Origin of the sequence: Govania unica (assembly GCF_027920805.1) — a bacterium.
Taxonomy (GTDB): domain Bacteria; phylum Pseudomonadota; class Alphaproteobacteria; order Sphingomonadales; family Govanellaceae; genus Govanella; species Govanella unica.
Map to the genome: position 1 here is coordinate 392,412 of NZ_JANWOI010000001.1, position 21,381 is coordinate 413,792.

Annotated in this window: 18 protein-coding genes; 12 read left to right on the forward strand and 6 right to left on the reverse strand. The window is 57.7% G+C overall.

Going from position 1 to position 21,381, the window contains the following annotated elements:
- Positions 1-7: 7 nt before the first annotated feature.
- Positions 8-1,030 carry an amino acid ABC transporter permease gene (locus tag NYP16_RS01740; protein WP_274942384.1) on the forward strand — a complete coding sequence of 341 codons (1,023 nt, stop codon included), beginning with the start codon at positions 8-10 and terminating at the stop codon, positions 1,028-1,030.
- Positions 1,027-2,091 carry an amino acid ABC transporter permease gene (locus NYP16_RS01745; protein ID WP_274942385.1) on the forward strand — a complete coding sequence of 355 codons (1,065 nt, stop codon included), beginning with the start codon at positions 1,027-1,029 and terminating at the stop codon, positions 2,089-2,091. Before NYP16_RS01740 ends, NYP16_RS01745 begins: the two co-directional genes overlap by 4 nt.
- 27 nt (positions 2,092-2,118) lie before the next feature.
- On the opposite strand, the gene NYP16_RS01750 is transcribed toward NYP16_RS01745, so the two are convergent.
- Together NYP16_RS01750 and NYP16_RS01755 are read right to left on the reverse strand one after the other, a co-directional pair.
- On the reverse strand, positions 2,119-2,889 hold the full coding sequence (locus NYP16_RS01750) for an amino acid ABC transporter ATP-binding protein (protein ID WP_274942386.1): 771 nt from the start codon (positions 2,887-2,889) through the stop codon (positions 2,119-2,121).
- Entirely contained in the window at positions 2,886-3,755 is an 870-nt protein-coding gene (locus NYP16_RS01755) for an SDR family oxidoreductase (RefSeq protein ID WP_274942387.1), read from the reverse strand. Before NYP16_RS01755 ends, NYP16_RS01750 begins: the two co-directional genes overlap by 4 nt.
- 345 nt (positions 3,756-4,100) lie before the next feature.
- Between NYP16_RS01755 and NYP16_RS01760 the strand changes: the two genes are divergently transcribed.
- The 7 genes from NYP16_RS01760 to NYP16_RS01790 all read left to right on the forward strand — a co-directional run bounded on the left by NYP16_RS01760 (position 4,101) and on the right by NYP16_RS01790 (position 12,279).
- Positions 4,101-6,377, forward strand: a complete 2,277-nt coding sequence (locus NYP16_RS01760; protein ID WP_274942388.1) for a TonB-dependent receptor — start codon at positions 4,101-4,103, stop codon at positions 6,375-6,377.
- A 130-nt stretch (positions 6,378-6,507) separates the two neighbouring features.
- The gene (locus tag NYP16_RS01765; protein ID WP_274942389.1) at positions 6,508-7,536 is read left to right on the forward strand and encodes an alpha/beta hydrolase; all 1,029 of its coding nucleotides are present in this window, start codon (positions 6,508-6,510) and stop codon (positions 7,534-7,536) included.
- A gap of 23 nt (positions 7,537-7,559) precedes the next feature.
- Entirely contained in the window at positions 7,560-9,131 is a 1,572-nt protein-coding gene (locus NYP16_RS01770; RefSeq protein WP_274942390.1) for a phytoene desaturase family protein, read from the forward strand.
- Positions 9,132-9,157: 26 nt separating this feature from the next.
- Entirely contained in the window at positions 9,158-10,309 is a 1,152-nt protein-coding gene (locus NYP16_RS01775) for a nitrilase-related carbon-nitrogen hydrolase (RefSeq protein ID WP_274942391.1), read from the forward strand.
- A gap of 15 nt (positions 10,310-10,324) precedes the next feature.
- A complete protein-coding gene (locus tag NYP16_RS01780; protein ID WP_274942392.1) occupies positions 10,325-10,606 on the forward strand; it encodes a hypothetical protein in 282 nt (93 codons plus the stop codon).
- A gap of 3 nt (positions 10,607-10,609) precedes the next feature.
- On the forward strand, positions 10,610-11,263 hold the full coding sequence (gene eda / locus NYP16_RS01785; RefSeq protein ID WP_274942393.1) for a bifunctional 4-hydroxy-2-oxoglutarate aldolase/2-dehydro-3-deoxy-phosphogluconate aldolase: 654 nt from the start codon (positions 10,610-10,612) through the stop codon (positions 11,261-11,263).
- Positions 11,260-12,279, forward strand: coding sequence for a sugar kinase (locus NYP16_RS01790; RefSeq protein WP_274942394.1), 1,020 nt, complete (start codon positions 11,260-11,262; stop codon positions 12,277-12,279). Before eda ends, NYP16_RS01790 begins: the two co-directional genes overlap by 4 nt.
- Before the next feature lie 42 nt (positions 12,280-12,321).
- On the opposite strand, the gene manD is transcribed toward NYP16_RS01790, so the two are convergent.
- A complete protein-coding gene (gene manD, locus NYP16_RS01795) occupies positions 12,322-13,530 on the reverse strand; it encodes a D-mannonate dehydratase ManD (protein ID WP_274942395.1) in 1,209 nt (402 codons plus the stop codon).
- 146 nt (positions 13,531-13,676) lie between these two features.
- Between manD and NYP16_RS01800 the strand changes: the two genes are divergently transcribed.
- On the forward strand, positions 13,677-14,603 hold the full coding sequence (locus tag NYP16_RS01800; protein WP_274942396.1) for a transcriptional regulator GcvA: 927 nt from the start codon (positions 13,677-13,679) through the stop codon (positions 14,601-14,603).
- A gap of 14 nt (positions 14,604-14,617) precedes the next feature.
- On the opposite strand, the gene NYP16_RS01805 is transcribed toward NYP16_RS01800, so the two are convergent.
- Genes NYP16_RS01805 through NYP16_RS01815 form a run of 3 tightly spaced genes read right to left on the reverse strand, consistent with a single transcriptional unit; the run spans position 14,618 to position 18,841 of the window.
- The gene (locus NYP16_RS01805) at positions 14,618-16,108 is read right to left on the reverse strand and encodes an aldehyde dehydrogenase family protein (RefSeq protein ID WP_274942397.1); all 1,491 of its coding nucleotides are present in this window, start codon (positions 16,106-16,108) and stop codon (positions 14,618-14,620) included.
- Between the two features lie 10 nt (positions 16,109-16,118).
- Positions 16,119-17,210, reverse strand: a complete 1,092-nt coding sequence (hisC, locus tag NYP16_RS01810; protein WP_274942398.1) for a histidinol-phosphate transaminase — start codon at positions 17,208-17,210, stop codon at positions 16,119-16,121.
- Positions 17,207-18,841, reverse strand: coding sequence for a thiamine pyrophosphate-dependent enzyme (locus NYP16_RS01815; protein ID WP_274942399.1), 1,635 nt, complete (start codon positions 18,839-18,841; stop codon positions 17,207-17,209). Before NYP16_RS01815 ends, hisC begins: the two co-directional genes overlap by 4 nt.
- Positions 18,842-19,024: 183 nt before the next feature.
- Here NYP16_RS01815 and NYP16_RS01820 point away from each other — a divergent pair, with 183 nt between their 5' ends.
- Positions 19,025-20,026, forward strand: coding sequence for a phosphotransferase (locus NYP16_RS01820; RefSeq protein WP_274942400.1), 1,002 nt, complete (start codon positions 19,025-19,027; stop codon positions 20,024-20,026).
- A gap of 4 nt (positions 20,027-20,030) precedes the next feature.
- Positions 20,031-21,224 carry an aspartate aminotransferase family protein gene (locus tag NYP16_RS01825; protein ID WP_274942401.1) on the forward strand — a complete coding sequence of 398 codons (1,194 nt, stop codon included), beginning with the start codon at positions 20,031-20,033 and terminating at the stop codon, positions 21,222-21,224.
- Positions 21,225-21,381: the final 157 nt, after the last annotated feature.

A 21,381-nucleotide genomic window follows, 5' to 3' on the forward strand; every position in this document is an offset into this window, starting at 1 on the left:
GGTGAGCGTGTCGCAGTCAGGGGTGCCATCATCACGCCTCGCACGCAAGATCCGTGATCTGCTGCCGCAGATGCTGATTATGCTGGGCGTGGCGCTGCTGGTGTATTTTGTTGTCGTCACCACGCGGGAAAATCTCGCTCAGCTCGGCGTCCAGTCAGGGTTCGAGTTTCTCCATAAGGAAGCGGGCTTCGCCATCGCGCAGACCTTGATCCCCTATACGGAGGGATCAAGCATTTTGCGCGCCTTTTGCGTGGCGCTGTTGAATACTTTGCTGCTGGCGGTGGTGTCGATTGGTCTTGCGTCGCTGTTCGGGCTTGGCATTGGCATCATGCGTTTGTCGTCGAACTGGCTTGTGGCGAAACTCGGGCTGATTTATGTGGAGATTTTCCGCAATATCCCGGTGCTGTTGCAGATTTTCTTCTGGTATTTCGTTGTTCTCAGATCGTTGCCGGGCTTCGCGGACAGTTTTACCTTTGCCGGCTTTGTCCTCAACAATCGTGGGCTTTATTTTCCGACCTTGCAGATTGATGATTGGTCGGCGCTGTTTTCAGGCGGCTGGCATCTGGTCGTTCCGCACCCTGGGCGGTTTGAATATGAGGGCGGCTTTGCGCTGATGCCGGAATTTCTGGCGCTGGCCTTGGGATTGTCCATGTATAACGCGAGTTATATCGGGGAAATCACCCGCTCGGGTTTTCTTGCGGTGGCGCGCGGACAATATGAGGCGGCGTCGGCCCTTGGTCTGTCGGGCTACGTCATTTTTCGGCGCATTACTTTTCCGCAGGCTTTGCGGGTGATGATCCCGCCGCTGTCGACGGTTTATATGAATATTTTCAAGGCCACGTCGCTTGCGGCGGCCATTGCCTATCCGGATATCGTCTCGGTCTTTGTCGGCACGGTGAATAATCTTGTGGGTCAGCCGATCGAGATCATGTTGCTGACGCTTGCGACCTATGCGGCTGTGTCCTTTGCCATCGCCTGGGCCATGAATAGCTACAACCGGCGCATCCAGATTCAGGAGCGGGGCGAATGATGGCCAATCAGGGGGCGTTGCACTGGATGCGGCGCAATTTGTTCTCGACGCCGTTCAACAGCATTTTGACGCTGCTGTCGGTCACGGCGTTGGTGGCTTTGATCATCCCGCTGCTGCAATGGGCGGTTTTTGACGCGGCCTGGCGCGGGACGGATCCTGAAAGCTGCCGGGTGGCGAGCGGGGCCTGCTGGCCGTTCGTGCGGGTGCGCTTTGATCAGTTCATGTATGGCCTGTACCCGCTGGCGGAACGCTGGCGGGTGGATCTTGGCGTCGGCGTTGGATTTCTGCTGGCGGGCATGATGTTATGGCCGCGGTTTCCGGGCAAATTCTGGATCGGTCTTTCGCTTCTGACGGTCTATCCGGTGGCGGCCATCATTCTGTTCGGGGGCGGGCTTTTTGGGTTGGTGCCGGTCTCGACCAATGCCTGGGGCGGGTTTTTCCTGACGCTTGTGGTGTCGACCTTTGTCTTGACGCTGTCCTTGCCGTTTGGCGTGTTGCTGGCGCTTGGGCGGCAATCGAAACTGCCGCTTGTGCGTTTTCTTGCTGTGGGCTGGATCGAGTTCTGGCGTGCGGTGCCGGTGCTTGTGCTGCTGTTCGTGGTCATCATCATGTTCCCGTTGTTCATGCCGCCGGGGTTTGAGGTCGATAAGCTGCTGCGGGCCTTGATCGCGCTGACCATTCTCATGTCCTGCTATATTGCGGAGGCGGTGCGCGGCGCGCTCCAAAGCCTGCCGCGCGGTCAGTATGAAGCGGCTGAGGCGCTTGGACTCAGTTACCCTCAGGCCATGCTGCGGGTTATTCTGCCGCAGGCGCTAACCCTGTCGGTGCCTCAGATCACCAGCATCTTCATCGGTCTTTTCAAGGAGACGACGGTGTTGTTGATTATCGGCTTTTTCGATCTTCTGGGGATGGTGCAGACGGCGTCCACAGACCCGCGGTGGATGAGCGCCAGCACGGTGGCCACGGGGTATCTGTTTGCGGCCCTTTTCTTCTGGGTCTGCTGTTTCGCCATGTCACGCTACAGCGCGCGGCTTGAGACTAAATACCGCCAAACTCGCTAACAGATAGCCGCTAAAAAAGCTGCGGCATCAATGATGCCGCAGGATCTGGGTGAGGAAGGTTTGCAGCCGTGGGGTCTCTGGGCTGTCGAAAAAGCTGTCTGGCGGCCCCTGTTCGACGATTTCCCCTTTGTCCATGAAGATGACCCGGTTCGCGATCTTGCGGGCAAAGGCCATTTCATGGGTGACGCAAAGCATGGTCATGCCGCCGCCGGCGAGATCGATCATGGTCTCGAGAACTTCATTGACCATTTCGGGATCGAGTGCTGATGTCGGCTCGTCGAACAGCATGATTTTCGGCTGCATGCAGAGCGCGCGGGCAATGGCGACGCGTTGTTGCTGACCGCCGGAAAGCTGGCCCGGAAATTTCTGCGCCTGATCATGAATGCGGACGCGCTCAAGATAGCCCATGGCAAGCTCGGTGGCGGCGGTCTTGTTCATCTTGCGCACGCGCATGGGGGCGAGCGTCAGATTGTCGAGCACCGAGAGATGCGGAAATAAGTTGAACTGCTGAAACACCATGCCCACTTCGCTGCGGATGGCGGCGATGTTTTTCACATTGCGCAATTCGATGCGGTCGACGGTGAGCTGTCCGGATTGAAAATCCTCAAGTGCATTGATGCAGCGGATGAGTGTTGATTTCCCCGATCCGGAGGGGCCGCAGAGCACGATCTTTTCGCCCTTGTTGACCGTAAGCTGAATGTCACGCAAGGCATGGAAGGCGCCGTACCATTTGTTGAGGCCGGAGATATCGATAATCGTTTCGGCGGCGTTCGCCTGAACTTGAGCAAGTGCAGTCATGAGGTTGCCTTTTCTGTCTTGAGGGGGGCGTCGGCGCCTGCGGTCCACCAGTCAAGGCCGCTTACATCGCGGATGAAGCGGCTGCGGGCTGCGTCGTCCAGGGTCGGGATCTTGGCGGTGACGGCCTCGGCCTGGGCTCCGGCAGGATAGCGGAGTTTCGGGGCCTTGGTGGCAACGATGTCGAAAATCACCTTGGCCACCATGTCGGGACTGTCGCCGCGTCCTTCGTCGGCGTCGTCGGGCAGGCAGGCCGTGAGCATCGGGAGATAGGGGCTGTCTGGCTGATAGTCGTCGGGAATTTTGAGCTTCTGGGGCATTTCGGTGGCGATGGCGCCGGGCTGCACAAGGGCCACGGCGATGCCGAACCGGGCAACTTCATGACGGAGGCTTTCGGTGGCTCCTTCAAGGGCGAATTTGCTCGCGGTATAGGCGCTGTTGCCGGGCAGGCCCACAAGACCTGAGAGGGAAGACAGCATGACCACCACGCCGCTCCGTTTGCGGCGCATCAGGGGCAGCACCTGACGGGTCAGTTCGACGGGGCCAAAGAAATTGACCGTCATCACATCTTGCCAATCCCGGGCCGGCATGTCTTCAAAGGCGCCGAGGGTCAGAGTCCCGGCATTGTTCACAAGGGCATCGAGGCCGCCGCAGTCCTGATCGATCCGGGCCACGGCGGCGCGGATTTGAGCCGGATCGGCCACATCAATGAGAATCGGCCGGACGTTGGCGGGCAGATCGGGATCCGGAGTGAGGTCACGGACGCCTGCGTACACGGTCCATCCGGCCGCTGCAAAGCGATCCCGTGTCGCCCGTCCGATGCCGCTGCTACTGCCGGTCACCAGAACTGTTTGTGTAGCTTTTGACATGATTGGGACCAATTATTTTAATGTTTTCAATTTGATGATCTGTTGCCGGGCGTTGTCATACCTTGTCCGGCTTCCCTCCGCATCCGATACTGATCGTAATAAACCTTGGGCAATTTGCCTGATTATTTTTTCTAATGGACTAATAAGAAACTATCAGTTGTTGGTTGCCGATGGTTTTTCTATCCCAGTAGTGGTGATTGTTGGCTGCGTGCTGTCGCGCCGGACATGATCGAACGGGGTCATAATATAAGCTCAGAGGGTCAAAAATTGGCTTTGAGCACGTGAGGCCACAAGCGCAAGCGCCCCGTCGTTGGACATCGTTCAAGGTTCATAGGGAGGTTACACGTGAAAAAATTACTTTTGAGCGCCACGGCCCTTTGCGCGGTCATGCCCTTTCATGCTTTCGCCCAGAGTGCGACAGGCGGTGACAAGCTGGTTCTGGAAGAGATTATTGTCACCTCGCAGCGTCGCGAGCAGTCATTGCAGGAAGTGCCGATCAGCGTTTCGGCCTTCAGCGCTGAAACGCTTGAGAAATCAAACGTAACCGAAGCCAAGAATTACCTTCAATTCGCGCCGAACGTGGCCTTTACCGAAGATGGGCAAACCGGCAGCCGCAGCATCAGCATCAGCATTCGCGGCGTCAGCAACGTCAATCTGGCCGAAGGCACGACCACGAGTTCGATTGGCTATTATATCGACGATCTGAGCGTTGGTTCGGTATCTGGCGGCACCATCAATCCCGAATTGCAGGATATCGAGCGCATCGAAGTTCTGCGTGGGCCGCAGGGAACATATTTCGGCCGCAACGCGCTTGGCGGCGCCTTGAATATCTCGACCAAGAAACCGGATAACAAGCTTTATGCAGAAGCGAACGCGAGCTATGCAAGCTTCAACACCTGGACCATCGGTGCTGTTGTCAATCTGCCGGTGAGCGAGAAGTTCTTCCTTCGCGGCGTGGCCGAGCATCGGGAGACCGACGGCTTTGTCAAGAACGTCAATCCCAAAGGTACGCCGGACAGTGGATCGAAGGATAATACCTTCCGTCTTGCAGCCCGCGCCCTGCCGACGGACAATCTGACGGTTGATCTCAGCGCCAGCTATACAAAATCACGTGGCGGCATGGACAATACGGTGCCGTCAGGTGTGCTCAGCCTTGATACGCAAAGCATCGTCGGCGATATCGCTCCGATTGGTCAGGGCCTTGGCTTCTTTCCACAAAATCAGAGCCGGGTGAATCACGACGCGATTGAATATAACAACAATAACCTTATGATTTTGAATGGCCGCATCACCTATGCAGCTGACGGGTTCGATATCAAGTCGATCACCGGTTATATCCGCAGCCGCACCGAGCGCCGTTTCGACCAGGACAACATCGGTGTCGATGCCATCATCCGTCACAACAACTGGAAGGCGAATTCCTTCAGCCAGGAATTGCGTTTGCAGTCGAACACCGAAAATGCCTTCAAATGGACATTTGGCGGGATCTTCGCCAGAGACAAATTCGATATGTATAATAACATCTTCGCTGGTGCGCAGGGGTCTTATACAAATCCTGTGACGGGTCAAGTGACTGGCATTCTTCCGCCCATCCCGGCCGGTTTCCGCATCAACGAAAACAACTACTATCAAACTGTCCGCAGCATGGGTGTTTTCGCGGAAGGCACTTATAATATCACGGACAAATTGTCGGTCATCCTTGGTGGCCGCTATACCGAAGATAAGATTGAGAACTCGACGGTTGGGGTTGTTGCCTTTGAAAGCCCGGTTCCGGATGCTGCGGGGACGGGAAAATTCCATAACTTCTCGCCACGGGCCGTGATCCGCTATGAAGTTACCCCGGATCTCAACACCTATATTTCGGCGTCACGCGGTTATAAAACCGGCGGTGTGAATATCAACAACGGGATTGTTAAGCCATTCCGTCCGGAAACCCTGTGGAACTATGAAGCCGGTTTCAAGACGTCGCTGGCGGATGGCCGGGTTCGCTTCAACGGTTCGGTCTTCTATTCAGACTGGAAGGATCTTCAGGTCCAGACCAACTATCTGGCTGTCCCAGGGGATATCAGCTCGGCTGTGATGGCGACATTGAATGCTGCCAAGGCCACGAACAAAGGCTTCGAAGTCGATATTCAGGCGCTTGTTGTTGAAGGACTTCAGGTTGGCTTTGGTGCGGGCTATCTGCAAAGCAAATTCGGCTCCTTCCCGGACGCGGTGCTCGCCGGCAACAATGTGGTTGACCTGACCGGTCGGCGTCTGCCGAAAACGCCGAAATGGAGCCTGAACGGCGTCGTCGATTACAGCAAATCATTAAGTGATACGCTTGAAGGCTTTGTTCGCGCGGAATGGGTTTACCGGTCGAGCATTTCGGGAAATCTTGAAGCGGCCGCCGCGCCGATCCTGGGTTTGCCGAGCTTCCCCTATATCGCGCCAGCCTATAACGTGGTCAATCTGCGGGCCGGGGTTACCATGGATGCCGTCAGCCTGACGGGATATGTGGAGAATCTGTTCAAGGAAACCTACTTCAACGGCACTGCCGACCAGTTCGGTCTGGCCGGGATCCGGCTGCAACCGCATCCGCGCATTTGGGGTCTGAAGGCGACGTATAAGTTCGGATCGTAATTAGATTGAGGCTTCTGTTTCAGACCCTCCGGAGTTCGTTATTTCGAAATCCGGAGGGTCATTTTAGGAATTTGAGATCATGAAGCTATTGTCCAAAAGCGGTTTGTTCCAAATGTCAGGCAGAGCCATCATGGTTCTCGGGCTTCTGGCTGTGTCGGCGACGGAATGCATTGCGGCGCAACCGGTTTTTAAGCCGATGGTCCCTGATACGATCTCGCCGGAAGCTCAGGACTTTATCCGGGGATTGCCGGATCCGGCTACCTATCCCGGGGGACCGGCGGCCACGGATCTTGAAGGCTGGCGCAAATTCCGCGCGGCGAACGAGGATCATTCGAAAGCCAGCATGGCGGCAATCCGCCAGCAGTATCAGCCGACAATCACATCGGCCAGCTACAATGGCGTTCCGGTCCTCGATATCAAACCTAAGGGCTGGACCGGGAACGGGGCCGCCAACGATCGGGTGATCGTTTTCATCCATGGCGGCGGATATGTTCTCGGATCGGCGGCGAGTTCTTTGGGCGCCTCCGTGCCTCTCGCACATGATAGCGGGTTGCGGGTGATTTCGGTCGATTACACCACAGCTCCTTTTGCCCCATACGGAAAAATGCTGGACGAGATTATTGCCGTCATCAAAGGCCTTGAGGCCGAGGGCTATCAGCGCGACCATATTGCGATGGTCGGTGCGTCCGCGGGTGGCGGCCTTGCCTCGGGTACTGCGCTCAAGATGATCGATGACGGGCTTGGAATGGTGGGTGCGCTTGTGCTGTGGTCACCGGCCGGGGACTTGACCGGACGCGGGGAGACCATGACAAGCTTAAGCAAGGTTGAGCTCGCCTTCTCCGATAAGAATATCGACAGCATGATGGATGTCGTCGCCCCGGCGGCGGAGCGCAAGAAACCTTATCTTTCTCCGGTTTATGGAGATTATAGCCGGGGATATCCCCCTACGCTCATTCAGGTTGGCACACGGGAAATGTTGTTGAGCACGTCCGTGCGGCTTTATCAGGCGATTGATACGGCCGGGGCAACCGCGAAACTGGATGTCTATGAAGGCATGTTTCATACGTTTCAGGAAATCAAACCGGGCCTTCCGGAATCGGTGCTTGCCCGGCGCAAGACCGTTGATTTCTTGCGCCACTATTTAAAAATTTCCAATTGAAGCCAGAGAGACAGGATAGTTGCATGTCGGATTTCGATGTCGTTGTTGCGGGTGGTGGGGTCAATGCGTTGGCCTGTGCGAGCTTGCTCACATATTCCGGCCTTAAGGTCTGCGTGGTGGAGCGGAACCCCTGGGTGGGTGGCGGCGCCGTAACGCGGGAAGTGACGATTCCGGGTTTCAAACATGATCTGTTCGGCTCGTCCCATGTGTGGATTCAGGCCAATGCCGATTTCAAGAAAATCCAGCCGGAACTTGAAAAGCACGGCCTGAAATATATTCATTCGACGGAAGAAATCACCGGCCATCCGGATAAAAACGGCGGGCCGGGTATCGTCATTTATAAAAGCATCGACAAGACGGTCGAGAGTATCGCGCAATATTCGGCAAAGGATGCTAAACGCTATCGTCAGGTCTATGACGATTTTGCCTTGATCCGCGATGGTTTCATCAAAGCCTTTTTCTCGCCGCCGTCGCCGCCAAGCACCATGGCGCAGGCCATGGAGAAAAGCCCGCAAGGCCTGAAACGCCTCCGCGAATTTTCGTTGAGCGCACGGGCCTGGGTCGAAGAAAATTTCGAGAATGATTTTGTCAAATCGGTCATGCTCAACTGGGCCATGGCGCCGCAGATCCTGCCCGAACAGGAAGGGGCGGGACAGTCGTTCTATATCATGATCCCGGCCGTTCATGTCTATGGTCAGGCCATCCCCGAAGGCGGCAGCCAGATGCTGCCGGAGTCCATGGCGCGTTATATCGAAGCGAACGGCGGCCAGGTGCTGACCAGTGCGCCGATCAAGTCGTTTATCATTGAAGGCGGTGCGGCCAAGGGTGTCCTGCTGGAAGACGGCCGTGAAATACGGTCGCGGCGCGCGGTTGTGACCTCGCTTGACCCGAAGCAGTCGTTCCTGAAACTGACCCCGCGCGAAGCCTTGAAGGACGAGTTCGTCGATACGGTTGAACGCTATTCCTTCGGCAAAATCAGCATAGCACGCGTGCATCTCGCCTTGACCGAAGCGCCGAAATTCACCAATGGCGCCATCATGAGCGCCTGTCCGTTTCATCGCATCGTCGACAGCATGCCGCAGATGATCAAGCAATATGCTGAAATCGCGCAGGGCATTCCGCCGTCGGATCCGTTCCTGTGGAGCGCCTGCTGGACGGTGATGGACCCGACCCGCGCGCCGGCTGGACAGCATACGTTGATCTTTGACACCTTCGTGTCGAACTGGCTTGCGGATGGGCAGACCTGGGCCGACATTCGCGAGGATTACGCGCAGAATGTATTGCTCAAAAAGCTTCAGCAATATGCGCCGAACATCAACAGCGATACCATTCTCGGGACCTATATCGAAACCCGTGAGACACTTGAGGCGGCCAATCCGTCCTTTGTGGACGGCACCACCGGCGGCGGCGAGCGTATTCAGGCTCAGCTTGGGTATTTCCGTCCGTTCCCCGGTTATGCCCATTACCGGTCGCCGATCAAGGGTCTTTACATGACCGGTCCGCATTGCCATCCGGGCGGCGGCATTTCGGCCATGGGAACCATTACGGCCAATGTGATGCTGGAAGATTTCGGCATGAAAAAGCAGACGATCTAACGCGGACTTTAGGAAAGACAAAGCTCATGACAAAAAGAATCGATAAATATACGGCCCTGATCATTCAACCGCATGTGCAGGTTGCTGAAGACCGCGCCGACATCAAAAAGAACCTGGATCGTGTCTGCAACATGATCGACTTCGGGGTCGGTTATTACTGGGAACTTCCGGCGCGGCTTGTGGTGCTGCCGGAATATTTCCTGCAAGGTGTGACGACGCCGGGCAAGGGCGAACATGGCATCGACAGCTTCATGAAAAAAGCCATCACCATCGATGGTCCGGAAATGAAGGCGCTTGGGCAAAAGGCCAAGGAATATAATCTTTATATCGCTGGCGGCGGCGTGATCGAACAGGTTCCGGAATTTCCGGATCGCTGGTTCAACACCGCGTTCATCATCGGCCCGTCGGGCGATGTGGTGCTGCGGTATCACAAATGGCACATCCCGGCCTCAATCGGTCTCGGCACCAGCCCGCATGATATTTTCGATGAATATAAGGCGGTGTTCGGCGGCGATATCAAGGATCTGTTCCCGGTCATCGATACGGAAATCGGCAAGCTTGGCACCATGACCTGTCATGACGGCTGCACGCCGGAAGTGTCGCGCGCGCTTGGCTATAATGGGGCCGAGGTGATCTGTCATCCGGTTGCTCTGCAGGAAGTCGAAGGGGTGTCGCAGCCGTGGGATTTCTGGACCTTCACCCGCCGCACCCGTGCCCATGACAATATGTGCTATGTGCTTGGGTCGAACTGGGGCACGGTGGATTATGCTTATTATCCGCGCGCGTTCTGCCCGGGTGGGTCGTTTGCCATCGATTACACCGGCATGATGATGCGTCATGCGCCTTATCCGGAAGAACAGGTGATTGCCGCCACCATCGATATTGAATCGCTGCGGGAACACCGTTCGCGCTGCAATCACAACACCTGGGTTGATCTCCGGACCGAAGGCTTCCGTCAGATTTATGACAGCCCGATCTATCCGGCGAACCAGTTCCCGTCAGGTCGTCCGCCGCGCAGCCTCGCCGACAAAATGGGGCCGGTCAAGGAAGTGTTCCGCGATCTTTATGGCCGTGGCCAGTTCACGCCGCCTGCGGGCATGACAGTGGAAGACATGCCGGAACTGCATGAGCAGCGGATCCTCCGTGCGCAAAAGCTCGGTACGCTCAAAGGCAACTAAGTAAGGGTCATGGGAATGAAAGTGATCAGCCCACTGGCGGATCTTGATGTGGAAGTCGGCAGCATCACGCGCGAAGGCAACATGCTTGTTGTCAAAAGCGCTGAAGGCAAAGGCATTCCGACAACTGTCTATATCAAGCCGCAGGATGCGCTCACGCTGTTGCGCGCGATCTTCGGAAGCCGGTCTGCGGTGGGTTTTTTGCTTTTGTTCCCGCTTTACTGGTGGCGTGCCCGCAAGGGGGGCGAGGAAGCTGTTGCGGATCATGATAACTCTGACCTCAACAACCCCTGGGCGTGAGCCATGACAAAATTATCGTTGACGGATCTTGAAGCAACTTTAGGCAGCTACGGTATTCTGCCGGTTGTTGCCATATCCGACGATTCCCAAGCCGTTCCACTTGGGGAGGCCGTCCAGGCGGGCGGCCTCCCGCTTCTTGAGGTGACGTTCCGCACGGCGGCGGCGGCACGGTCCATTGAACGTCTTCGTCTTTCCGTGCCGGATCTTTTGGTTGGTGCGGGGACGATCCTGACAGTGGAGCAAGCGAAAACGGCGATCTCTGCCGGGGCGCAGTTTCTGGTCTCGCCAGGATTTAATATCAGAACTGTTTTGTATGCGCGGGAACATGGCATTCCCTTCATTCCGGGTGTGTTGACGCCGACCGATATCGAGGAAGCGATTTCCCATGATGTCACCTTCGTCAAATTGTTCCCGGCCGGGGCTATCGGCGGCGCGGATTATCTGAAAGCGGTGTCGGCCCCTTATGGCATGATGCGCTTTATGCCCACGGGCGGCATCAGCCCCCAAAATTTGCGCAATTTTCTGGACCTGCGGTCGGTGGTTGCCTGTGGTGGCAGCTGGATTGCGCCGACGGACTGGATCGATGCGGGGCGCTATGATGATATTCGGGCAACGGCAGCCGCTGCCGTTGCTTTGGTGAAGGGGGATGCCATATGACGGTGATCGTAGGCTTTGGCGAAATGCTGTTGCGCCTGAAGTCGCCCGGTGCCGAGCGCTTTTTTCAGTCGCCGCAGTTGGAGGCGACATTTGGCGGTGCTGAATTCAATGTGCTCGCGTCGCTCAGTCACTTTGGCTATGACACGCGGCTTGTGACGGCGTTGCCCGCGCAGTCGATCGGGGCGGCAGCGCGGACCGAATTGCAACGCCATGGCATCGCGCCCGGTTTCGTGGTGGCGGCGCCGGGCCGCATGGGGCTTTATTATTATGAAGCCGGGTCGAACCTGCGTGGCGCGCAGGTGATTTATGATCGTGAGGGCAGTGCTTTTGCGACAGCGGCAGCGGGTGTTTATAGCTGGAGCGGGGTGCTCGATGGTGCGGACTGGTTTCATGTGACGGGCATCAGCGCTGCCGTCAGTGCAAGTTCTGCCAAGGCCATGACGGAAAGCATGGCGCAGGCAGCAGACAAGAATATCCCCGTTTCACTTGATCTCAATTACCGCAAACATCTTTGGGATCGCGCCGGGCGCGATGCGGCTTCGGTTATGGTGCCGTTGCTGGATCATGTGACGGTTCTGTTTGCGGGCGTTGACGATGCCGTTGCCTGTCTTGATATCGCGCCGCCGCCTGAAGGCACGGCGCTTGAGCAGTTTCGTACTGTGGCACAGCAACTCATGGCGCGGCATCCGCGTCTTGCGGTCGTGGTTGCGACCTTCCGGGAAGCCCGGAGCGCTGACGATCAAAGCATCTGGGCCGCGGCTTATGATGGAACCGATCTTCTGGTGACAGAACCGCTGGTGTTGCGGGATATTGTTGATCGGATCGGTGCAGGCGATGCCTTCGTTGCCGGATATCTGCATGGCACCTTTTGTGGGCGGTCCATTCTGGAGCGGCTTGCGTTTGCTTTGTCGGCGGACGCTTTGAAGCACAGCATTCCCGGTGATGTGAATCTTGTGACCATTCCGGAAGTGAAAGCGGTCATGCATGGCCATGACCCGGGACGGGTGAAACGCTGAGAAAGAAAAAGGCCCGCGTGATGCGGGCCTTTTTTATTTTGACTACCAGTGCCAGAGGGTGCCGTCCTCAAGCCGGTTGACCGGCAGGTAAGCCCGCTGATAGGGATATTTTTCCGCAAGCTTTTCATCAATGTCGACGCCATGGCCAGGCGTGTCACCCGGAATGAGATTGCCATTTTCAAAGCGGTAATCATGCGGAAACACAGCGTCGGTTTCCGGCGTGTGGCGCATATATTCCTGCACCCCGAAATTCGGAACCCACATATTGAAATGGAGCGATGCGCCCATGCAGACCGGTGACAGATCGGTTGCGCCATGGCAGCCGGTGCGCACGTTATGGAGGGCGGCGAAATCGGCAATGCGGCGCAGATGGGTGATGCCGCCCGCATGGACTACGGTGGCGCGGATGTAATCGATCAGTTGTTCTTCAATGAGCTGTTTGCAGTCCCAGATGCTGTTGAAGATTTCACCGACGGCGAGCGGCGTCACCGTATGCTGACGGATCAGGCGGAAATTGGCCTGATTTTCAGCCGGGGTCGAATCTTCCATCCAGAACAGGCGATAGGGCTCAAGCGACTTGCCGAGACGGGCAGCTTCGATCGGGGTCAGGCGATGATGCACGTCATGCATGAGATGCGGATCAAAGCCATAGGTCTCCCGCAGTTTTGCGAACAGTGTTGGCGTGTAGTCGAGATATTTTGTGGTCGACCAGACGTTTTCCGTCGGCAGATTTCCATCGGCCGGTTCGTAATACATCTTGTCGTTCGACACGCCATAGGTCGAGGCCATGCCCGGTACACCGGACTGGGCGCGGATGGCTTTGTAGCCCATGTCGATATAGCGGCCGACTTCCTCGACGGTTTCCGATAGATCGGTGCCGTTCGCGTGGCCATAGACCATCACGCCCTCGCGGCTTTTGCCGCCGAGCAATTGATACAGCGGCATATTGGCCATCTTGGCCTTGATATCCCAAAGGGCGGTGTCGACTGCGGCGATGGCCGACATGGTGACCGGGCCACGCCGCCAGTAACAACCGCGATAGAGATACTGCCAGATATCCTCGATCTGACGCGGATCGCGGCCGATGAGGCAGGGGATCACATGATCGGTCAGGTATGACACCACCGACAGCTCGCGGCCATTCAAGGTCGCATCACCGATGCCGGTGACGCCTTGATCCGTATAGATTTTCAGAGTGACGAAATTGCGGCCTGGACATGTCACGATGACCTTGGCGTCCGTAATTTTCATGGTTCTTTGCTCCCAAATTCCGCGCATGACAAATCGCGCGGAAACCGACTGATCCAATTTTGAAGTATGGGAAAACTACGCTTGTGGACAATCGAGACTTTATCATATCATCAATTAGTTTTTCTAATTACACGAGGCTTTGGTTTATGTCGCGACGCCTCCCCCCCTTGAATGCTCTCCGTGCTTTTGAATCTGCTGCACGCTTTATGAGCTTTACCAAGGCGGCCGATCATCTGCATGTGACGCAGGCGGCTATCAGCCATCAGGTCAAGGCGCTTGAGGAATGGGTTGGTGCGCCTTTGTTTCAGCGTCTCAATCGCGGCCTCAGTCTGACAGAAGCCGGCAGGATTTATCTGCCACTGCTGACCGAAGCGTTCGATATGCTGGCCGATGCCACGGCGCTGGTGATGACCGGGTCGGCCAAACGCGTGCTGTCCATCTCGACGCTCGATTCCTTTGCCTCCATGTGGCTGTTGCCACGTCTCGCCCGGTTCCGCGAGCGCTTTCCCGATATCGATGTGCGCATTATTTCGGTCGATCGCGAAAAAGATTCACTGATGAATGGCGATGTGGATGTGGATTTGCGTTACGGCGACGGCAACTGGCCGGGGCTTGCGGTCACGCATTTTCTGAACGAGGATATTTTTCCGGTCTGCACGCCAGCCATCAGGGATGGCGAACATCCGCTGGTGGAACTGAGCGATTTGCGTCATCACACCTTGCTTCATGATGTGATGATCATGGACTGGCGAATCTGGCTTGAGGAAGAGGGAGTGATGGACGTCGATTCAAGCCGTGGTCCCGGCTTCAATCATTCTTATCTGGTGACCCAGGCGGCCATCAATGGCGATGGCGTGGCGCTTGGGCGCGGGGCACTGGTGATCGATGCGATCAAGCGCGGCCAGCTGGTGAAGCCCTTTGCTCTGAGCTTGCCGTCGGATTTTTCTTATTACTTCGTCTGCTCACGCACGGCGGCCAAGGAACCGAGCATCGTCGCTTTTCGCGGCTGGCTGCTCGAAGAAGCTGCAATTACGCAGGCTGATCTCGAGCAGCTCGCAGGCGAAAGCCGGTGATCAGAAACAGCTGATCAGAGCTTCATCATCACCGATTTGATTTCCATGAAGCCGTCGATGGCTTCACGGCCATGTTCGCGGCCCCAACCGGATTGTTTGTAGCCGCCGAACGGCATGGACAGGTCCGGCAGTCCATGGCAATTGACCCAGAATAATCCGGCCCTGACCTCGTTAGCGACGCGATGCGCGGTGGTGAGATCACGGGTCCAGACGCTGCCCGCCAGACCATAGTCGCTGTCGTTCGCAAGGCTCAGCACTTCGTCCATGTCATCAAAGGGCATGGCGGACAGGACCGGGCCGAATATTTCTTCCTGCACCACCGTCATATCCTGACGCACGTCGGCGAGAATTGTCGGCGCGTAGAAAAAGCCGTCGCCATCGACTGCGGTGCCGCCGGTGACCACACGGGCGCCTTCGGCGCGTCCGCTTTCCACAAGCTTGTGCACATTGGCGCGGTGATCGCCGGAGATCAGCGGCCCCAAATTGGTTCCGGCTGCAAGGGCATGTCCGATGTTGAGTGCGGTCGCCTTAGCTGCGATGGCCTCGATCACGCGATCATAGACTTTACGTTCGACGTAAAGGCGGGAACTGGCGACGCAGACCTGACCGGCGTTTGAGAAAATACCTTCGGCAATGCCCTGGGCGGCGGCGTCGATATCGGCGTCGGCGAAGACGATGGCCGGTGACTTTCCGCCAAGCTCCAGAGTCACTTTTTTGAAATTGCTGGCGGCACCGGCCAGAATCTGACGTCCTGTGGCGGTGGAGCCGGTGAAGGAAATCTTGTCGACTTTCGGGTGGGCGGCGAGACGCGCGCCGATCACGCGGCCACGGCCGGTGATGATATTGACGACACCGGCGGGAACGCCTGCCTCGATCAGGAGTTCACCCATATAAAGCGTTGATAGGGAGGTCTGATCCGCCGGTTTGACAATCGCCGAACAGCCCGCGGCGAGGGCGGGCGCGAGCTTCCAGGCGGCCATGGCGATGGGCCCGTTCCATGGCACGATCAGTGCGGCAACGCCCAAAGGTTCAGGCTTCGTATAGGCATGAAATTTTTGACCGGGAACGGAAATTTCCGCCGTCTTGCCATCAAGCTTGGTGCACCATCCGGCGTGATAGCGGAAGGCTTCGGCGGCGATATAGACGTCGCCATGACGGGCGGCAGCAAACGGCTTGCCGCCATCAAGGCTTTCGAGTTCGGCCAGCACATCGGCATGCTCGGTGATGAGATCGCCGACCCGCCACAGAATGCGCGCACGTTCTCCGGGCGTAAGTCCGGTCCAGAGACGTTTGTCAAAGGCGTGACGGGCGGCGGCAACGGCGGCGTCAGCCTCGGCTTCGCTGCCGGAGGCGACCTGGGCAAAGACCTGGCCGTCCGACGGATTGACGGACGCGGTCATCTGACCGTCTTCTGCCATCACCCAGTCGCCGCCGATCAACATGGGGCGGGGTGTGGCGATGAAACGGCGCGTGCGTTCGTCAAGGGGGCGGAGCGTATCGGTCATAGATTGGGCCTTATTTCATGAAATCCCGCATGGCGGCGAGGAAGGCTTCGTTCTCATGAGCGAGACCAATGGTCACGCGCAGGCAATTGTCGGGGCCACCGGCATTGACCGGACGCGGAATGATACCCCGGGACAGCAGGAATTCCCACGCCCGTTCCGCTGATTTCTCTTCGCTGGGAAATTGTATCAACAGGAAATTGGCGACACTCGGCACGACGTCAAGGTCAAGCGCTTCAAGTTCGGTCGTCATTCTGGCGAGCCAGTCGTTGTTATGCGCGCGCACCATGGCGGCATAATCCTGATCGCGCACGGCGGCGGCGGCGGCGGCCAGTGCCGGATCATTGGTGTTGAATGGCGTGCGGATGCGGTTCATCAGCTCGATCATCTCAGGGGCGGCATAGCCCCAGCCGATGCGCAGCGCCGACAGCCCATAAAGTTTGGAAAACGTATGCGTGACAATGATATTCGAAGATTTGGCAGCAAGGCCCAATCCATCTGAATAGTCAGGCTTCACCACATAATCCGCATAGGCTGCGTCAACGAGCAGAATGACATGCGGCGGCAGGGCCTCATGGAGGCGCTTCAGGTCAGCTTTCGCCAGATAGGTGCCGCAGGGGTTGTTCGGGCTGGCAAAGGCGATCAGGCGCGTTTTCGGCGTCACGCGGGCGAGAATTTCGTCCACATTGACCCGGCAATCCGGCTCGGGCGCGGTGATCACCTCGGCCCCTTGGGCGAGGGCATGGACGCGGCACATGGCAAAGGCATATTGGCTCAGGATCACCTCGTCGCCCACACCCACATAGGCGCGGATCACGAGCTGGATCACTTCGTCGGACCCGTTGCCGCAAATGATGCGCGCAGGGTCAAGCCCGAACACATCGGCGATGGCTTCGCGCAGATCGGTCTGGCTGCCGTCCGGATAGCGGAACAGGCGCTTTACGGCATCGTCATAAGCGGCGATGGCTTTGGGGCTTGGGCCAAGCGGAGATTCATTCGACGACAGCTTGATCGGATTGGCAATGCCATCAATGGTGCTTTGGCCCTGTTTATAGGGCGCAATTTTAAGGACACCGGGTTGCGGGCGCGGGCTTGTTACGGTCATGCTGTCACTCCGCGGTTTTGCGGCATCATTATGAACTCCCACGGCGTCGCCATGGTGTTCGGAACGGGAACTTCGATAATGGCCGGGCCGGGTTCGGCGAGCGCGCGGCGGATGACCGCCCGCAATTCCTCGGGCGTTTCGGCGCGATAACCGGCGGCACCAAAGGATTCAGCCATTTTGACAAAATCGGGGTTGTGGAGATCGGACCCGATGATGCGATTGCCGAACCATTCGCGCTGCTGACGCTGCACATTGGTGAAGGAGTTGCTGTTGAAGATGATGGTCTTCAAGCCGATGTTATACTGAACGGCGGTGGCCAGTTCCTGCATGGTGAACATGAAGCCGCCGTCCCCGGCGATGGAAATCACCGGCTTGTCGGGATGCGCGACCTTGACGCCAAGGGCGGTGGCAAAGCCATAGCCAAGCGTGCCCTGATAGCTGCAATTGATATGCTGGCGCGGCTCATAAACCGGGAAGCCATACCAGGAGGTGAAGCCGCACTGGGTGATCTCGTCGCAGAAAATGCCATCGCGCGGCAGTTCTTCGCGCAGCACATTGAGATAACTCATCTGTGGCTGGACTTTCTGGATGTCGGCCAGAACCGAGGCTTTGACGGCCGCGAATTCGTCCGCGCGGTCGGCGGGCTTGCCCAATGTTCTGTCAAGCACCGGCAGCAAGGCCGCGAGGGCCAGCGTGGCATCTGACAGAATGGCGACGTCGGGGCGATGGAAGCGGGTGATCTCGACCGGGTCGGTATCGATGCGCAGGACTTTGAGATTGCTATCGGTGCCCCAATGCAGCAGCGGTTCGACCATGCGTGAGCCGATCCCGATCACGAGATCAACCTTTGGCCAGATGCGATGACCGGCGGGCAGGGTGAAGCCAAGCGGATGATCGTCGCTGACCACGCCACGGCCGCTGCGGAACGAAACCACCGGCGCGCCAAGCATTTCGGCGAGAAGCTGAACCTGGGGGCTCGCGTCCAAGGCGCCGCCGCCCACATAGATCATGGGATATTTGGCTTTGCCGATCAGCTTTACGGCCTCAAGGATGGCGTCCGGATCGGGCAGCAGAGGAGCTGGCGCATAGGGTGCGAAGGCGGTGACGTCGCTGTCCATGCCCATGATATCCATGGCCATCTCAAGCTCGACGGGGCGCTGACGGCCATTGGTCATCTGGGCGAAGGCTTCGGCCACAAGCGCTGGCGCCTGGGCCGGATGGTCGATGCGGGCAGCCCATTTTGTCAGCGTCTTCATGGTGGCGAGCTGATCGGGCAGTTCATGCAATTCGCCGATTCCCTTGCCGATCGATGTCGAGGGGATCTGGCCGGTCAGGCACATGACCGGGCTGTTGCAGGCATAGGCGGTGCAGATGGCAGCCGTTGTGTTCAGCAGGCCCGGGCCCGGAACCACGGTATAAACGCTCGGGCGACCGGTGGAGCGGGCATAGCCGAAGGCCATATAGGCGGCGCCTTGTTCGTGGCGCGTACCGATAAAGCGGACTTTGTCGCCTTCCTTGTACATGGCGTCGAAAAAATGATCGAGCTGACCGCCGGGCAAGCCGAAGATCGTATCAACCCCGTGCCCCATAAGGGATTGCAGGATAGCCATGGCCCCACTCATGCGCGTCATCGGATCGGTCTCCTTCCACTCAAAGTCCTGGAGCCCTCTCGCTGGTCGCGGGCCTCCTAATTTTCCTGATTTTGTGATACGAAACCGGCATCCGTGTCTCAAATGATAGTTTCTCATCTCGCGCATTAAAAAACTTATCCGAGCTTCGGTGGTTTTGCTTATAGTCGCGGAATGGATCAGGAATTGCTTGATTTCGATGCGGCTTTGACCACGGCTTGCCCGCCTCCGGACAGGGCGGCAGCAGCGGCTTTCGCGGCGCGTGCCTTTGGGGTGACGGGCCGGGCCGAGCTTTTGAGCGGGGAACGCGACGCGAATTTTCGCCTAATCTCCGGCGACGGCCAGGATCATCTGTTGAAAATCGCCAATCCGGCCGAGGATCGCGCCGTGATCGAGATGCAGATTGCAGCACTGCGGCATCTGGCAATAGGGGACCCGGATTTGCCGGTGCAGCGGGTACGGGCGGCACGGGATCAGGTCGATATTGCAATGTTTGAAAGCGCGGGATCGCCGCCACGTCTTGCATGGATGGTGAGTTATCTGCCGGGCCATATGCTGGCGTCGGTTCCGGCGAGCACGGCGCTTCGGCGGCAGGTCGGCGACAGACTCGCCCGGGTGACGCTCGGGCTTGCGGATTTTTCCGTTCCGGCTGCCGACCGTGCTTTGCTGTGGGATCTGCGGCAGGCTGGACGGCTCAGCGGGCTGTTATCTTATGTGCGCGATGAAGCCATGCGCGACCGGCTTGCGGCGATTTTTGCGCGCTTTCAAGACAGCATCGCGCCGCGCATGAGGGATCTTCCGTCAGCCATCGTTCATGCTGATTTCAACAGCCATAATCTGCTGGTCGATGACGCTGGTTGTGAGATTGTCGGCATCCTCGATTTCGGCGACATGCTGCGCACGGCGCGGGTTGCTGATCTTGCGGTGGCGGCGTCCTATCATGTGGGGGAGGATGGCGATGCGTTGGCCCCGGTCCGGGATGTTGTGGCGGGTTATGAGGCGCGTATTTCTCTCACATCGGAGGAACAGGATCTGTTGCCGGATCTGATCCTGACGCGGTTGGCCATGACCGTGACGATCAGCGAATGGCGGGCGGCGCTTTATCCTGAAAACAGCGATTATATTCTCAGAAACAATGCGCGTGCGCGGTTGCGACTCAAGGCGCTTGAGGTGAGGGATCATGGATAACGTGATGATGATAGAGCGGCGGCACCGTCTGCTCGGCCCCGCTTATCGGTTGTTTTACGATGAGCCGTTTCATCCGGTGCGCGGCGCGGGTGTCTGGCTTTATGATGCGGCGGGCACTGCTTATCTTGACGCCTATAACAATGTGGCCTCGGTCGGTCATTGTCATCCGCGTGTGGTGGCGGCGCTTGCGGCGCAGTCGGCAAGGCTCAATACGCATACGCGCTATCTGGATGACACTGTTCTTGATTATGCGGAACGGTTGCTGGCGACCTTGCCGGATGCGCTTCAGACCATGATGTTCACCTGCACGGGAAGCGAGGCCAATGATCTCGCGCTCCGCATCGCGCGCATGGTCACAGGCGGTGCCGGGTTTGTCGTGACCGAGAACGCCTATCACGGCGTGACATCGGCGCTGGCCGAAATGTCGCCGTCGCTCGGGCTGCCGCTTGGTGCGCATGTGCGGAGTATTGCGGCACCCGGAAAGTCGGCGGAGTTTGCCTCGGACCTTCAGGCGGCCATTGATGATTTAAGCGCGGCGGGAATTCGCTTCGCCGGTTTTCTCTGCGACAGCATATTTGCAAGTGATGGCATCTTCAGTGACCCGGTCGGGTTGTTGCAATCAGCAATTGAGACCACGCATCGTAATGGTGGACTGTATATCGCCGATGAGGTGCAATCCGGCTTTGGTCGCACGGGCAGTCATATGTGGGGCTTTGCCCGTCACGGTGTTGTGCCTGACATGGTCAGCATGGGCAAACCCATGGGTGACGGTCATCCGCTCGCCGGGCTTGCCATGCGGCCGGATCTGAGTGCGAGGTTTGGGGCGGAGACGCGGTATTTCAATACATTCGGAGGCAATCCGGTGTCTTCGGCCGTGGGGATCGCCGTGCTTGATGTGATGGCGGATGAAGAGTTGCAGCAGAACGCGGCTGAGGTCGGAGCCTATCTGAAAGCGGGGTTGCAGTCTCTTGCTGGTCAGCATGAGACGATTACAGATATTCGCGGGGCTGGACTTTATCTCGGCGTCGAATTGCGCGACGGCGCGGCAGCTGTCGTCAATCAGATGCGCGCAAAACGGGTGCTGTTGAGTGCTGCGGGCCCGCAGGGTAATGTGCTGAAAATTCGTCCGCCGCTTGTGTTTTCGCGGGAGAATGCGGATCAGTTGCTGTCGGTGCTGGATGAGTGTTTGGGTGGGTAAGGTGCGGCTTCGTGTTTCGAGACGCTGCGCTCCTCAACACGAACGGATATGGTTTTAGCGGACCTAATTGTCATTACCGGGCTTGACCCGGTAATCCATGATGCCGCTTTACGGTGGATTGCCGGGTCAAGCCCGGCAATGACAATTATGAGAACTA